At 43.5% G+C, this 15,762-nt stretch carries 12 protein-coding genes and 1 pseudogene; 6 read left to right on the forward strand and 7 right to left on the reverse strand.

The window, feature by feature from the left end; genetic code table 11:
• The first annotated feature begins 5 nt into the window (after positions 1-5).
• The 5 genes from LRL21_RS10500 to LRL21_RS10520 all read left to right on the forward strand — a co-directional run bounded on the left by LRL21_RS10500 (position 6) and on the right by LRL21_RS10520 (position 7,765).
• The gene (locus LRL21_RS10500; RefSeq protein ID WP_240415728.1) at positions 6-701 is read left to right on the forward strand and encodes a response regulator transcription factor; all 696 of its coding nucleotides are present in this window, start codon (positions 6-8) and stop codon (positions 699-701) included.
• Entirely contained in the window at positions 694-1,698 is a 1,005-nt protein-coding gene (locus LRL21_RS10505; RefSeq protein ID WP_240415729.1) for a sensor histidine kinase, read from the forward strand. Before LRL21_RS10500 ends, LRL21_RS10505 begins: the two co-directional genes overlap by 8 nt.
• A 100-nt stretch (positions 1,699-1,798) precedes the next feature.
• Positions 1,799-2,560: an ABC transporter ATP-binding protein gene (locus LRL21_RS10510; protein WP_240415730.1), complete on the forward strand. Its 762-nt coding sequence runs from the start codon at positions 1,799-1,801 to the stop codon at positions 2,558-2,560.
• Positions 2,550-4,502 carry an ABC transporter permease gene (locus tag LRL21_RS10515; RefSeq protein ID WP_240415731.1) on the forward strand — a complete coding sequence of 651 codons (1,953 nt, stop codon included), beginning with the start codon at positions 2,550-2,552 and terminating at the stop codon, positions 4,500-4,502. The genes LRL21_RS10510 and LRL21_RS10515 overlap by 11 nt, the downstream gene beginning before the upstream one ends.
• Positions 4,503-4,603: 101 nt before the next feature.
• Positions 4,604-7,765 carry a hybrid sensor histidine kinase/response regulator gene (locus LRL21_RS10520; protein ID WP_240415820.1) on the forward strand — a complete coding sequence of 1,054 codons (3,162 nt, stop codon included), beginning with the start codon at positions 4,604-4,606 and terminating at the stop codon, positions 7,763-7,765.
• 53 nt (positions 7,766-7,818) lie between these two features.
• On the opposite strand, the gene LRL21_RS10525 is transcribed toward LRL21_RS10520, so the two are convergent.
• From LRL21_RS10525 to LRL21_RS10545, 5 genes are all read right to left on the reverse strand, one after another.
• Positions 7,819-8,241, reverse strand: a complete 423-nt coding sequence (locus LRL21_RS10525) for an SRPBCC family protein (RefSeq protein ID WP_240415732.1) — start codon at positions 8,239-8,241, stop codon at positions 7,819-7,821.
• A gap of 98 nt (positions 8,242-8,339) precedes the next feature.
• Positions 8,340-8,606: a hypothetical protein gene (locus LRL21_RS10530; protein ID WP_240415733.1), complete on the reverse strand. Its 267-nt coding sequence runs from the start codon at positions 8,604-8,606 to the stop codon at positions 8,340-8,342.
• A 97-nt stretch (positions 8,607-8,703) separates the two neighbouring features.
• A complete protein-coding gene (locus LRL21_RS10535; RefSeq protein ID WP_240415734.1) occupies positions 8,704-10,236 on the reverse strand; it encodes a malate:quinone oxidoreductase in 1,533 nt (510 codons plus the stop codon).
• Between the two features lie 439 nt (positions 10,237-10,675).
• The gene (locus tag LRL21_RS10540; protein ID WP_240415735.1) at positions 10,676-11,497 is read right to left on the reverse strand and encodes an alpha/beta hydrolase family protein; all 822 of its coding nucleotides are present in this window, start codon (positions 11,495-11,497) and stop codon (positions 10,676-10,678) included.
• Positions 11,498-11,550: 53 nt separating this feature from the next.
• Positions 11,551-12,063, reverse strand: coding sequence for a MarR family winged helix-turn-helix transcriptional regulator (locus LRL21_RS10545; RefSeq protein ID WP_240415736.1), 513 nt, complete (start codon positions 12,061-12,063; stop codon positions 11,551-11,553).
• An 83-nt stretch (positions 12,064-12,146) separates the two neighbouring features.
• Between LRL21_RS10545 and LRL21_RS10550 the strand changes: the two genes are divergently transcribed.
• Positions 12,147-13,004: a hypothetical protein gene (locus LRL21_RS10550; RefSeq protein WP_240415737.1), complete on the forward strand. Its 858-nt coding sequence runs from the start codon at positions 12,147-12,149 to the stop codon at positions 13,002-13,004.
• Between the two features lie 174 nt (positions 13,005-13,178).
• Here the strand turns inward: LRL21_RS10550 and trpB are convergent.
• Together trpB and LRL21_RS10560 are read right to left on the reverse strand one after the other, a co-directional pair.
• Positions 13,179-14,339 (reverse strand): annotated as a pseudogene (gene trpB / locus LRL21_RS10555) (tryptophan synthase subunit beta).
• Positions 14,340-14,599: 260 nt separating this feature from the next.
• On the reverse strand, positions 14,600-15,703 hold the full coding sequence (locus LRL21_RS10560) for a hypothetical protein (protein WP_240415738.1): 1,104 nt from the start codon (positions 15,701-15,703) through the stop codon (positions 14,600-14,602).
• Between the last annotated feature and the right edge of the window lie 59 nt (positions 15,704-15,762).

The raw sequence follows: 15,762 nt of genomic DNA on the forward strand, positions 1-15,762 counted from the left end.
ACGATTTGTTCAAACTCTTATTAATCGAAGATGACACAACATTATTTACTGAGATCAAGGATCGTTTGTCACAATGGTCCTATGATGTATATGGGATTACTGATTTCAGTAAGGTCATTCAGGAATTCACAGAGATCAAACCCGATCTGGTCATTATTGATATTCAACTGCCTAAATTTGACGGCTTTCATTGGTGTAGAATGATTCGATCCCATTCGAATATTCCGATTATATTCCTGTCCTCTCGCGATCATCCAACGGATATCGTCATGTCCATGCAGCTGGGTGCAGACGATTATATGCAAAAGCCCTTTCACTTTGATGTGCTCATTGCCAAAATCCAGGCGATACTTCGACGTGTATACAACTACAATACAGACCCCATTGAGCTCAAATCGTGGTGCGGCGCCGCTGTGGATTATGAGAAAAATGTAGTATCCAATGGGGCAGGCTCGATTGAGCTAACCAAAAATGAAATTTTCATATTAAAGCTGCTCATCGAAAAGAAGAATAAGATCGTAAGCCGGGATGAGCTCATCAACAGCTTGTGGGACGATAAACGTTTTATAAGCGATAACACGCTTACTGTCAATGTAAATCGCCTGCGCAAACGGCTGGATGAGCTTGAACTGGGACGCTTTATTGAGACGAAGGTCGGGCAAGGTTACATGGCTGCTGAAGAGGCGAATTCATTTGATTAAATCCTATCTCATCGAAAGACGCAGCTGGATTCTGCTTTTTATATGCCAGCAGCTGCTGATACTCTTCGTCGCTTATATGGATCCGACCATCCCGCTCCAATCCATCCTCTATATGGTGTTTTTATCGATGATCGTGTTTACAGTCTTTTTGATGATTCGTTACCATACTGAGACCCGTTTCTATAAAAGCCTGGAAGAACGGGACAATAATCTGGATTTAACAAGTATCGCCAGTCCGGAAAGTCCATTCGAGAAAATTATTGATACCAGCATGACGAACCAAATCGAGCTCCTGAAAAAGACCGCTTCACAGAACCTGATCACTCTAGAGGAAGAGAAGGATGACTTGTTATCCTGGATTCATGAGGTTAAAACGCCGCTGACAGCGATGCACCTCATGATTGATCGCTTGAACGACGACATGATGAAAACACATTTAACCTATGAATGGCTGCGAATTCATCTTCTGCTCGACCAGCAGCTCCACCAAAGACGCATTCCGTTTATAGAAAATGATTTGTATATCGAGCACACCGATCTGGAAACAATTATTTTCAACGAAATCAGAACGCTGCAGTCCTGGTGTATTCACAAAGGGATCGGCTTTGACATTCAGTTAGAAGTAGCAGAGGTGCTTAGTGATGCCAAATGGCTGGCCTTTATCTTGAGACAGCTTTTAACCAATGCCGTGAAATACAGCCCCGCATCCGACATCATCGTCAGAAGCTATCATCGAGCGGACCACACCCTCGTCGAGGTGCAGGATAGTGGACGTGGCATTGACCCCAAGGATCTGCCGCGCATATTCGATAAAGGTTTTACCTCCACATCCATGCATCAAGACCATGCCGCAACAGGCATGGGGTTATATCTAGCTCATAAGGCAGCGCAATCGCTGCTCATCCATATCCAGGTACAATCTGTGGTAGGAGAAGGAACAACGTTCACCCTAACGTTTCCGCAAAAAAATGAATTTGTTCGGATCACAGGCGTGTGACAACAATGTCACATGCTTTGTTGTTTTGTTCGGTCAATCGGAGGATAAGATAGGCAGACTCTCTTATAATAAGACCAATGAGACAAGGGAGTGTATCGATATGATTATTTTGGAAGCTAACAACATTCACAAAAGCTATGGCAATAAATCGAATCAGCAATCCGTATTAAGCGGTCTGGATTTACGGATTGAGAAAGGTGAATTCGTCAGTATCATGGGTGCATCCGGCTCAGGTAAAACGACATTGCTCAACGTTCTCTCGTCGATCGATAAGATCAGCAGCGGCACTATTAAAATTGAAGGGATCGAAATTTCGGGCATGAAGGAAAAGCAGTTAGCTGAATTTCGCAAAAATCATTTGGGCTTTATTTTTCAGGAATACAACTTATTAGACACGCTGACCGTCAAGGAAAACATCCTTCTGCCGTTATCCATCACCAAAACATCCAAACAAGCAGCCGAGCAGCGTTTCCAAGCCCTTGCGACAGAACTGGGGATTGTTGATCTGCACAATAAGTATCCGAACGAAATTTCCGGTGGGCAAAAACAGCGCACCTCGGCTGCACGGGCTTTTATTCATGAGCCCAGCCTTATTTTTGCTGACGAACCGACAGGTGCACTGGACTCCAAATCCGCTTCGGATTTATTAAATAAGCTGAGCGAATTAAATCAGAACAGAAAGGCTACCATCATTATGGTAACCCACGATCCGGTAGCGGCCAGTTATTGCAGTCGAGTCATCTTTATCAAGGATGGGCAAATCTATACGCAGCTCAATAAAGGGGAAGAAACGAGACAAACGTTCTTTAAAGATATCATGAAAACCCAGGGTGTATTAGGCGGGGTGCAGAATGAGTATTAATCAGCTCATGCTTCGCAATCTGAGTAAGAATTTGAAAAATTATTACCTGTATGTATTTGCCTTAATTTTCAGTGCCGCGCTTTACTTTGCCTTTGTCACGTTACAATATGACCCCTCGATGGAGCAATTGGAAGGATCTATTAAAGGGGCCGCGGCCATTAAAGCAGCATCTATCTTACTTGTCGCCATTGTTTTTATCTTTCTTTTATATGCCAATAACATCTTTATCAAACGACGCAGCAAAGAAATTGGCTTGTTTCAACTTATAGGGATGACCAAAAGCAGGATATTTGGGATCTTAACAGCCGAGAACTTTATCCTTTATTTTGGGTCCTTACTGTTAGGAATCTTTGGAGGGTTTTCCATTTCCAAATTAATTATTATGATTCTCTTTAAAACGATAGGTGTCGATGCTATCGCAGCCCTGCATTTTTCTTACCAGGCACTTATTCAGACACTGATTGTATTTTTTATGATTTATCTCTTCATCATGCTAATGAATTATACATTCATCCAGAGACAAAGTATTTTATCCTTATTTAGAGTGACCTCCCTGACAGAGGGCAAATTAAAAAAAGTGTCCCTCCTTGAAATGATTATCGGGATACTTGGGATCATCCTGATCCTTGTTGGCTATTATCTTTCCTCCAAATTATTCGGTGGAGACTTCACTACGATGAATCAGCTTTTCTCCGCGATGATTGTTATTCTCGGGTCTGTTATATTCGGGACTTATCTTTTTTATAAAGGCTCTGTCAGCTTTATATTTAATATCATTCGAATAAAGAAACAAGGTTACTTAAACATTAATGAGGTATTATCGCTTTCCTCCATTATGTTCAGAATGAAATCGAATGCTGTGTTATTAACCATCATTACGACCGTCTCCGGACTTGCCATTGGTTTATTGTCGTTAAGCTACATTTCGTACTACTCCGCCGAAAAGTCAGCCGAATTGTACGTTCCTGCAGATTTCTCAATCACCAATATCCGGGATGCAGAGAAATTCAAGCAAGTATTAACTGCGAATCATATTGGGTACACAGACAAAACCGTTGATGTCCTACAGGTAGCCGTTAATGCAGAGAACATCATGGACACCAATCTGAAAGAAATGAATACGAAGTTTGATCCAAAAGTCATGACCCTGCCTGTTATTAGTGAGCGGGCCGTCGACAATATCCATCTGTCCGCTAATGAAACGCTATTCACAGATTCCAGTGGCATGCTGCAAAAATTTATGCCTATGAAAGACGCTGGAGCGATTGAATTGAAGGGTCAGCATGAGGTCATTCCGCAGCAATATAAACGGCTCCATATCGATGCTCCTATATCCGGTTATTTCACAAGCGGCGGCTTGCCCGTTGCCATTGTAGACGAAGCCATATTTGAGCGCTTGAAAAAAGATCTCAATCCGGCCATTCAACTAGCCTCTTCCGTATATATCGGTATTGAGATCCAAGATAAGGCTATGGTTAAAGCAGCTAACAAACTGTTTAGCGAAATGAGCTTTGACAATAACTCTGCCTTCGATTCGCAGCTTGGAATGAGCAATCATCAGAAACAAAATATGGGGCTCATCATGTTTATTGTTGCCTTCCTGGGACTAACCTTTTTGATTACATCCGGCTGTATTCTATATTTTAAACAAATGGATGAAAGTGAAGATGAAAGGTCCAGTTATACGATTCTAAGAAAGCTTGGCTTCACGCAGAGCGATTTGTTACAGGGCATTCGGGCCAAGCAAGTCTTTAACTTCGGAATTCCCTTGGTCGTAGGGCTGCTTCACAGTTATTTTGCCGTTCAATCCGGCTGGTTCTTTTTTGGATCAGAGCTCTGGACACCGATGATTATGGTGATGATCCTTTATGCAGCGCTGTACTCGATTTTTGGGATATTATCCGTGTTTTATTACAAAAAGGTGATTAAAGAGGCACTTTAATAAGGCTGAAACACAAGCTCCAGACCTAAGGCTCCGGGGTTTTGTGCCTTAATAAAGGAAATAGAGGAATACACAAGATTTATGTAGAATTTCCTTGTATGATGATGCGAATATACAATAAACCCACCCTAAAATATATAGCCACGATTATAATATTTCTTAGTGTTCTCTTCGCCTTGCGATGGACTTGGTCCGAAATATTTTCTACATCGGGGCATCCTCCTATTGTCCATGGTGTCCTCGACCTGAACGGCTGGGACTTAAATAATGCCCCTACAATTCCGTTAAATGGCGAATGGGAGTTTTACCCTGCTAAACTGGTTTCTCATCAGGATGCGCGGTTGTCAGAGAACGAATCGCGTTATATTCAAGTCCCGGGAGACTGGAGCAGCGTGCTGACGAATGGCTCAGGCTCTTCGTATGGGTACGGAACGTATCGGCTGCGCATTTTAATCGATCCACTGGACCAGCCAGTCGCATTGTGGCTTCAAGGAATCCAAGCCGCATCAGCTGTCGAGATCAATGAGCTGACTGAGGGCAGTATTGGAAAGCCTGCCGACAACGCTGAGGACTACAGACCGAAAAAAATCTCTTATACAGCCTCCTACTCTGTGAAAGGCACTCAAGAGATTGAATTGCTCATTCAAGCAGCTAACTTCGACGATCCCTATAACGGCGGCATCCTGCGCACCATTCGCTTTGGTTCTCAGGCAGCGATTGACTATGTACGTTGGTATTCCATCGGGTTTCAATTGGTTTCGTTTATTGTTTTGCTGCTTCACGGTTTGTACGCGACTCTTCTCTATGTATTTAATCCTCAAGAACGGGCTTTGTTGTTTGTTGGTTTGTTAACGCTGGCGGTTGGTGTTTCGGTTGTAGTCGGGCACGATAACCTGCTCTTATTATGGCTGCCGATTAATTATACGTGGGCGCTCAAAATCGAGCTGCTCTCCCTCATGTGGCAAACTTATTTTATTCTTCTTGTGTTCAGAAGATTCTCTTCGGCACCTCCACACAACAGATGGTTGCGAGTATTCACTGTAGTGCTCATTTCTTATTCAGGATTGTTATTGGCCGCATCGGCTCCGCTGGTGAATGGAATGGTTGAGCTCAAGATATTTGCTTTTTTCTATCTATTGCCCTTTGTTTGGTTTGTCTATATAACAGGAACCATGATCTTCAGGAAGCAAGTCGACAACGACACCGTTTATTTGCTGTTGTCAGCATCTGGCATTGTGTCTAATTTTCTGTGGAGCTTATGGGATTATTTCCGGGAGTTCACGATTGTTTACTATCCAATTGATATCATAGCAGCCATTATTGGTTTTTCTACGTATTGGTTTAAAAAATATTTCCGTCAATCGAAGGAAAATACCAAGCTTAACGAGCAGTTGCAAAAGGCGGATAAGCTGAAAGATCAGTTCCTCGCCAATACATCGCATGAGCTTAGAACACCGCTGCACGGAATTATGAATATCGCTCAAACCGTTGTAACTAAAGAGAAAGCTACCATGAATGAACGCAGCCTTAAGGACATGGAACTGCTTATCACCATAAGCCGCCGCATGTCGCATATGCTCGGTGATCTTCTTGATGTCGCTCGGCTCCAGGAACACCGCATCGTCCTGCAGCAGGAGCCCCTGCAGATTCAAGCGATCGTCCCCGGTATCGTCGGTATGCTCAGATTTATGATAGATGGCAAGCCTATCCAACTGCATATAGATATTGCAGAAACGATGCCTCCGGTTATGGCCGATGAGAAAAGACTTGTGCAAATTTTGTATAATTTATTGCATAACGCCCTCAAATATACGGAGGAGGGACAGATCTCCGTCTCTGCCGAGATGAAGGACGAACATGCCTTCATTCATGTCTCCGACACCGGCGTCGGCATGGATGAGCAAACACAGGTGCGAGCGTTTCTTCCTTATGAACAAGGTTCCTATGGAATAAGCGATGGGAGAGGTATCGGACTCGGTTTAAGCATATGCAAGCAGCTGGTGGAATTGCACGGTGGTACGTTGACTATTCGCTCCAAGCTGGGCAAGGGCTCCGTATTCAGTTTTGCTCTGCCGCTAGCGAACATGTTGGATCTCCCTTTGTCGCAGCAATCTCTACCTCTCCGTCAAATAGCAGATCGAATGGATGCCGGACCCGCAGGCTTCGTTTTTCCAGATACCGCAAGCAGTGAATTGGCAGCTTCCGTACTTATCCCTCCGTTATTGAATGACGGAAAGATGAATATACTTGCTGTTGATGATGACCCTGTCAACCTGAGTGTGCTTGCAGGTATTCTTTCCGCAGAGCCCTATACCCTTACAACAGCTACATCAGCTCGCGAGGTGTTGGAATTACTCGGTACAGCACAATGGGATCTTCTGATTGCCGATGTCATGATGCCCCATATGTCCGGCTACGAGTTGACGCAGAGAGTCCGGGAGCTTTACTCCGTATCGGAGCTTCCGGTGTTGCTGTTGACCGCACGCAGTCAGCCTGCTGACATCTACACCGGATTTTTGTCGGGGGCCAACGATTACGTGACCAAGCCCGTAGATGCGCTGGAGCTCCAATACCGAATCCGTGCATTGATCACGCTGAAGCAATCGATTAATGAACGTTCACGTATGGAAGCCGCTTATCTCCAGGCACAAATCCACCCTCATTTTTTATTCAATACGTTGAATTCGATTATGGCGCTTAGTGAAATAGATACGGAAAAAATGCGAAACCTGGGCGATGCTTTTGCCTCCTTTTTGCGGATCAGCTTTGATTTTCTAAATACGGGGGAACAGGTCGAGCTTGCTCGTGAGCTGGAGCTTGCCGAAGCCTATTTGTATATTGAAAAAGTGCGCTTCGAGGACAGACTGTCTATCGTATGGGAGGTTGAGCCTCACCTCAACTTGCTTCTTCCTCCGCTTTCCATACAGCCGCTGATTGAAAATGCTGTCAAACACGGCCTCCTCAGTCAAAACAAAGGTGGCACCGTTCATATTCGGATTACCCGCCAAGACAGCTTCACGCTGATTGAAGTACAAGACAATGGCAAGGGTATGGAACAAGAACTGGCTAATCAACTGTTGAGTCCAACCATGAAAGGAAAGAGTGGTATTGGACTTCCCAATACGAATCGACGATTAATACAATTGTATGGTAAGGGCTTGTCTATTCGCAGCAGCCCTTATGAAGGTACTACTGTTTCCTTTGCAATTCCGAATACCCGTTCACCTTTAATAGTCTCAAACAAAAATAATTTTAAAGCATAAAAAACCTTCCGAAAGGAAGGTTTGCATATCGGATTCATTTTATCCTAATCTTCTTAGGAGGCTTCACTATATGTTTTGAAATTGTCCATAATCGCCTGAAAGCCTGCTTTTTGCATTTCAATGGGATTGGTGGTTTCTGCTTCGAAAGTTTCAATTACCTTGGTGCCGTTTTCTTGGCTAACAAAAGTGATATCAACTTTTCTGCCGTCTCCAATTGTGTAAGAGATAAATTCATTTATTCTTACTTCATCATAAACACCACCAAAATCAAATCCAAAGCTGCCATCCTTAGCTTCCATTCTTGTAACAAATTTTCCGCCAGCCCTTAAATCATTTTCGGCACTTGGCGCATGCCAGTCATCAGAAGCAAAACACCATTGGGTTATATGCTGTGGCTCCGTCCAATATTTCCACACTTCTCCAACGGGAATATGTACTGTCGTTTCCACCGTTATGGTTTGATTACCTGTTGCCATAATAATTACCGCCTCACTATTTTAAACTGAGATTCTATGCTTTATTATACCATTAAAAATCTATTGTTATTTCTTATGGATTGCTGTTTACGGATTCTTCACTTAACAGTCGGTTTGGCATGTAGTGTTGGTGTAATATCTGCGATCCTAATTGACTCGAGACCTGAAAGTCGGTTATTGCCTACCCAACCAACTGAACTGCCACCGCTATACCCCATCCAAAATCGATTGTTATCTGCTGTTCCACGGGGAACAGGTGCTCTCAAAGCCTGATTGAACGCACGAATACTTACACCATAAATGACCACTTGCTTTCCCTTCAATTGAGTAGTCAACGATGAGTCGTTGATGTAATAATTGGCCAATAGTCATCACAATTAACTGCTGTTGACTATGCCAACAAGGTAATTGAAAAACATAAAGAAAAAGCGTAAGTTGCTTACTCGGCAACTTACGCTTAATTTATGCTTCTTTTAATATACGGTTTTTTTGCTTATTCGAATTTGCTTGTTTTTTATCCGTCAAGCCAAGCGTCTGTGCGGTTGAAGTATGAATTTCGTCGATAAGCTCTGGGTTTTTCAACAGTGACACGCCATAAGAAGGAATCATTTCTTTGATTTTCGGCTCCCACGCTTTGATATGCTGCGGGAAGCATTTATTGATGATTTCCAGCATGACGGAAACCGCGGTAGAAGCACCCGGAGAAGCTCCGAGCAAGGCAGCTATCGAGCCATCAGCGGCATTAATAACTTCCGTACCAAATTGAAGCGTTCCTTTGCCGGCAGCTGTATCTTTAATGATTTGCACACGCTGACCTGCTACCAGTAACTCCCAATCCTCGCTCTTGGCGTTCGGGACAAATTCACGTAAAGCTTCCATGCGCTTTTCTTTCGATAACATAACTTCCTTGATCAGGTATGTTGTTAATGGAACGTTTTTGACACCTGCCGCCATCATCGTTACGAGATTATGCGGTTTTACGGAAGTTAACAAATCAAACATGGAACCGAATTTTAAAAACTTTGGTGAGAAGCCGGCAAACGGTCCGAAGAACAACGATTCTTTCTTATCGATAAATCTTGTGTCCAGATGCGGAACAGACATTGGCGGAGCACCAATGGCAGCTTTACCGTATACTTTTGCACGATGCTTGGCAACTACATCGGGTTTCTTACAGACCATAAATAGTCCGCTTACCGGAAATCCACCAATACCTTTTCCTTCTGGAATTCCGGATTTTTGCAGCAAATGCAGGCTCCCGCCGCCGCCGCCGATAAAGACGAATTTGGCCGTATGGCTTTCGACGGTACCGTTATCGACATTCCGCACTTTCAATTCCCACAAGCCATCGCTAGTACGTGTAATATCATCAACATTATGTTTGAATTTTAGTTCGACGTTTTTACTTTTCAAGTGCTTAAACAATGTACGCGTTAAAGCGCCAAAGTTAACATCCGTGCCAGATTCAATTCTTGTAGCCGCTATAGGTTTATCGGATGTCCGGTCCTTCATCATCAGAGGAATCCATTCCATCAGTTTCGCCGGGTCATCGGAAAATTCCATCCCTTGAAACAGAGGATTGTCAGACAGCGCTTCGAAACGATTTTTTAAAAACGTTACGTCTTGTTCTCCTTGTACAAAGCTCATATGAGGCACTGGCACGATAAAATCCCGCGGATTGCGTATCAGCTTGCTGCTAACCAGATAAGACCAAAACTGCTTTGAAACCTGATACTCTTCATTAACTTTAATAGCTTTGCTAATATCTATAGATCCGTCCGGTTTCTCGACGGTGTAGTTAAGCTCGCACAGTGAAGAATGCCCTGTTCCCGCATTATTCCATTCGTTAGAGCTTTCCTCTCCTGCGTTTTCACGCCTCTCTAACACTGTAATTTCCCAGTCCGGTACTAATTCTTTCAGCAGTGACCCCAAAGTAGCACTCATGATTCCAGCACCAATTAAGATAACGTCTGTTTTAGTTTGTCTGTTACTCATTTTTACCGTCCTTATACCCTAAGATTTGCAGAAAAAATGTAGGCGCAACAAGCATGGTCGCGACCTAATGACATATCTTTCTGGATCAAATATAACCTACTCATAGTGTACCACTATTATTTATATATTAAAATATTAAAATTGACTATTTTAAGACATCACACCTTTTTGCTATCGTATTCCCATACAGCGCTTTTCATTACAGCTCTTGAACAAACGCATTTTTACCGTCCATCCAAGCTTCGATGTCCTTCGTACGCTCAGTACTCACTAATCCCAGCTCCATCTGTCGGAGTTTCCAGTCGCACCACGAACCAAAACCTTTTGTCCTGGCTGAAAATCAACACTTCGACGAAGAGCTACCCATACTGACCATAGCCGAGTTAAAAAATAAATCGGATTTACTCTACGATATGCGATTCTTGGCTTGGCGTTCAATTTACAATCTTTGTAACCAATCCGTGATGGTATCTACCGCTTCCCTGTATTTCTGCCCTACGAGTACGCCGGTATGAGTTGTGTTCACAAGCCCTTTATACTCAGCACGGAGGTGCTCCGCTGTCACTCTACCCCGACGATCATCATCCTCACCGTTTACTGCTTTGACAACCAAGCACGGACAAGAAATCGAACTGCTGTCTATAGATATGCCCTTTGCTTCGTTTGAAAAAACAAAAGCGTTAAATGCCTTCGATGACTCCATGGTCAGATACTTTCTTTGAAATTCAATGTCTTCTGCCGTTTCATCTATGCTTGAATACTCTTCACGGACTGGAGCAGGCAATAGGATACCAGGTGATAACTGGTCTAATTGTTTGTACGGTACTACTTCAAAAACTTCTCTGCTTATGACTGAATCGATCAATACCAACCCGGCAATTTCGACGGTTTCAGCCAACTTCTGGCCCAAGATTCCCCCCATGCTAAATCCGATAAGAATCGGCGGAATCCCACACTCTGCGATAACCTCTTGTATATCCTCCAAATAATCGTCGAATGTTATCCTAGTCATATCCAGCAGCCTGCTTTTGTAATGACTTCTCAAGTTCATGCCATAGCACTTCCACCCTTCACTGATAAAGTGAGGGATATATTTGCTCCACATCCAGCTTCCTGTGAAGGCGCCGTGTACAAAAAGTAACGGGGGCCTTTGTTTAGTTGCTTGCTGAAGGTTATCCCCCTCGAATATTTCTAAAAACAAATCGTTGTCCCCGATGTATTTCTCCGTATGATCAGGTAATTCTTTCGTAAAATCCCTCATCACTTTTCCTCCTCCTCATTTAATTTGATATCAAACTATATATCGAAAAAAATTTAAAAGTTGCCATAAATCTTTTGTAAAATGGTAAGCAGATCTTCTTTTTCTTTTTCAGTGATGTTGAAGTAAAACACGTCTAGCATATCTTTCGATATGGATTCAAAGACTGGTTTCAGCTCATTTCCCTTATGGGTTAAGGCAACGTAAACAACCCTCGTGTCCTCTCTATCCCTTTCCTTTGTCACATATCCAAGCCGGACCAGCTTGTCAACAAGTGCTGTGACTGTAGATTTATCCTTATTAATCCTTTTAGAAATGTCCGCCATCGTGAGTCTGGGGTTCTTAAATAGCGCATAGAAAATATCACCATGCGATGTGCCAATACCGTCTACCCCATTCTTCACCATCTCATCTACAATAAATCGATTAACTTTTTCTCTAATTTTGGAGATTAATGAAATAGCATCTCTATTTTCCATAACCACATTATAGTTTGATATCAAACAAATGGCAAGTGTGCTTGGTGCGCTTCCCGTTGTGGGATAAACTGCCCGTTGCTTTTTGTTCATTACTATTAAAAATATGGAACAATATTTCGATATTATGGATAGAAGAGGAAAATATAAATAAATGGGATAAAGGTGAATTAACTATGAAGATTTACAGCTCGACTCAGAATGATTTAAATGTATACATAAATTCAAAACAACATACCGATAAACCGGTCTTGGTCACAGGCACGATACCTGAACTGTCGCATGACACCGATACTGTGGAAATCAGCCCTGCTGCCAGACAATTGGCGGCATCCGATATCGTGAATCATTCCGCTATATATTTTGGAACCGTTCAAATCAATGATTCACTGAATCGCCTTCTTAGTGATCAACCCTCGGAGGTGAAGGAAGCTGTTTACGGCATCATTCAATCCAATTTCATTACAAACGTGACCGGAGAAGAGGAAAGATCCGCCTTATTAGAATTGGGACTCGCTCAAGCTAAGTATATGGCAGACAACTATATGAAAGATGACAAAGCGGTGGAATTTATGAATACGATCCGTCAAATCGGAGCCATCTCCAAAACCAGAACCGTAGATCCTACAACGAAAGAAATCCATTACGAAACACCATCGCAAAGACCTATTGGGGCCCCTGACGATTACATAAATTTGACCGAGATGATGCAGAAATTCGAGCCTAAAACGCTGGAGAAGCTACAGGAGGCTGTTGTGAACGGAAAAGACTGGGCTAGCATCTTGCGATCCTTCGCTGAGAAAGCATCGACGCGTAAGAATTGGGTGCAGGAATTCAGAGAGGAATCAGCCAAACAAATCGGGGACATCGTCGGTGAAAACAGATTCGGGAATGCCTCTACTGCCAGCTTGAATGAGTTTGTTAAAGATATCAAGGGCAAGATTGCCACAGCTGGATTTAAAAATACTGGGTTCATAACAGACAATATAGAGGCTTTTATGCGGACATTGGGAAACCGGAATACGGTTGATTAACCAGAGATAATGAGAGAACCTTTCAAGCTCTTGGCTGAACGTTCCTTCATTTTTTTGTTAATCACACCCTCTTAGTAGCCTGCCTAAGGAAAAGTCAAAAGGCGCCTAATTGGACGCCCTTCCGTCTTACACATCTGTTTCTACTGCATTGTAATGAATGATGCACCCATTGTTTTATTTGAGCATTTGATACACTTGTTCGACATCCTTATCCCCTCGGCCAGACAGATTGACGATAATAATTTGATCCTGACCCATCGTCGGCGCCAGCTTTTTCGCGTATGCAATCGCATGTGCACTCTCCAGGGCAGGGATAATTCCCTCCGTGCGGGACAGTTCCTGGAAGGCTTCCAGAACTTCCTCATTGGTGACCGTTGCATATTCAGCCCGTTCCGTCACCTTCAGGTGGCTATGCTCCGGCCCAATGCCCGGATAATCAAGTCCCGCGGCGATCGAGTAGGTCTTCTTCGGCTGGCCTTCCTCATCCAACAGTACTTAGCACTTGAAGCCATGAATGATGCTCGGGACACCTTGGGTTAAGGATGGCGCTTGATCGGGCTCAACACCGATCAAGCGAACGGTCGGCTCATCGATATAGTGGGCGAATGCACCAATCGCATTGCTGCCACCACCTACGCAGGCCACTACCGCATCCGGCAAACGGCCTTCTTTCTCCATAATCTGCAGCTTCGATTCCTCGCTAATAATCGCCTGAAAGTGCTTGACCATCGTCGGAAACGGATGCGGACCAACTGCGGACCCCAGCAAATAAAACGTATTCTTATAATTGCGAACTAGATCGTCCAGCGCTTCATCTACTGCGTCCTTCAGTCGTCCTTGGCCTTTATGAACCGGCACGACAGTCGCGCCAAGCAGCTCCATACGGAACACGTTAAGCGCCTGCCGGCGCGTATCTTCAGCTCCCATGTAGATGACGCATTCCATATTAAACATGGCACAAGCCGTTGCCGTAGCTACACCGTGCTGTCCCGCACCGGTCTCGGCGATAATCCGCTTGGCACCCATCCGCTTAGCGAGTAGAATCTGACCAATAGCGTTGTTGATCTTATGCGCGCCGGTATGATTCAGATCCTCGCGCTTTAAGTAAATCTTTGGCCCTCCCCAAGCTTTGGTCAGTCTCTCCGCATACGTCAGTGGATTTTCGCGGCCAACGTATTCGCGCAGGTAATACCGCAGCTCTTCCTTATAATCTGGGTCGTCTCTAAACTTGTAAAATTGCTCACTCAAATAGCTCAACACTTCCTGCAATTCCGGCGGGACAAAGCTGCCCCCGAACTCTCCAAAGTATCCCTCTTGCTGCAATTCTTGCTCCATAAGTAAGCGCCTCCACTAATTGAAATAGAAATGGTAATCCACACCTAACATCTTACCATAAATTACAGAAGGCCTGAATATGGTGGTATGCAAAGTTATTTTAACCTTTGAGAGTATCAAGCCCGATACATTGCTCAAGAGACTACTTATCTTTTGTGAATACATACCAAATTCTTGCCCTTAGTACAATCAGCCACGCCCAAATTTCTAATCTTAACTATATATCTTCTACTATATTGTGATACGGTTCAGCATATCATCTATAGATCGAAATTGAACGGATTTGTTGAATCCTTTATCTTTACCCGTAAACACTCCGTCACCAGCTCCTGTAGCGGAGCAGATAGGTTATCGTATGCATGATTAATATCTGCAACGGTTTCCGGGCTAAAATCAAGCTTTGGATCACTGATCTGTGGTGACAATTGGTATGAGAAGTCTATCCCGAAGTTTTCCTTGAGCCATTTTAGGTCATCCTGCGCCAGTTCCAGAAAGCCTTTTTTATAGGCATGCGAAATATCGAATTTCGGACCGCGTATGGCCAAAAGCGGATTTATATCTTCTCTAGTTCTTTGCTCGTTTCGTCGATTATTGAAAATAATGGGGCATTTTTCATTAATAAAGGCTAATAATTCCGCCGCGATTAAAGAAATGCTTTCATTGGCCTTCACGATATTAAACGTTATTATTTCATCTTTTTCATAACCCAGTTTTTCCAAAAAGTATCCGACTGGCCCGCATTCATGCTTTACTGAATCCTCAAATCGATATACTTTTACAGCATCTGTACCAAAAACCTGAACCAAATTCCCTATGCGGATTTGGAACAAATTTTGTATGATCTCATTCATCTTCTCATCCAGAATCTGCTGAAGCTTTTGCCCTGCTTTTAACCTTTGCTGAGTAGCACTCACCAGCCAAGGCACTGGATGCCTTACGGAAATCAACACCTTTATCGAAGCCTTATCGCCGATCGATTTTTTCAGAAACGTTCGAACGTTCGTTAACTCGCTACGTGAAAGCAGGGAAATGTTTTCGCCGGATATGATGATTTTGCTTTGCTCGGATTCAGCCGCTTCTTGCTCAAATAGTTCTAAAAAATGCTTATTTGCTTTTCTAATGTCGCTTTTGCTGCGTCCCTCAACAATATTCTCGAAGTATTTCTGGTTGCTTGTAAAAGCACCGAAAATAGGTATGGAATGATTCGAAGGCCAGCATGCCGGATAAAGAAACTCCCGTTCTTTTAAACGTTCCGCGTTTGCAAATAAGGTTTCTTGGATGCTTGTCGTGCCAGTCTTATGCATTCCCGCGTGTATAATAATCTCATGAATGTTGCTCTTACGCTTGTTGCTTCTGAAAAACAATACTTTTTCCCCCCATCGAGTCAGAGCTTTAGTACGGTTACGGGGTTAGTCGCGAAGGA

This window comes from Paenibacillus periandrae (genome assembly GCF_022458865.1).
Lineage (GTDB): Bacteria > Bacillota > Bacilli > Paenibacillales > NBRC-103111 > Paenibacillus_S > Paenibacillus_S periandrae.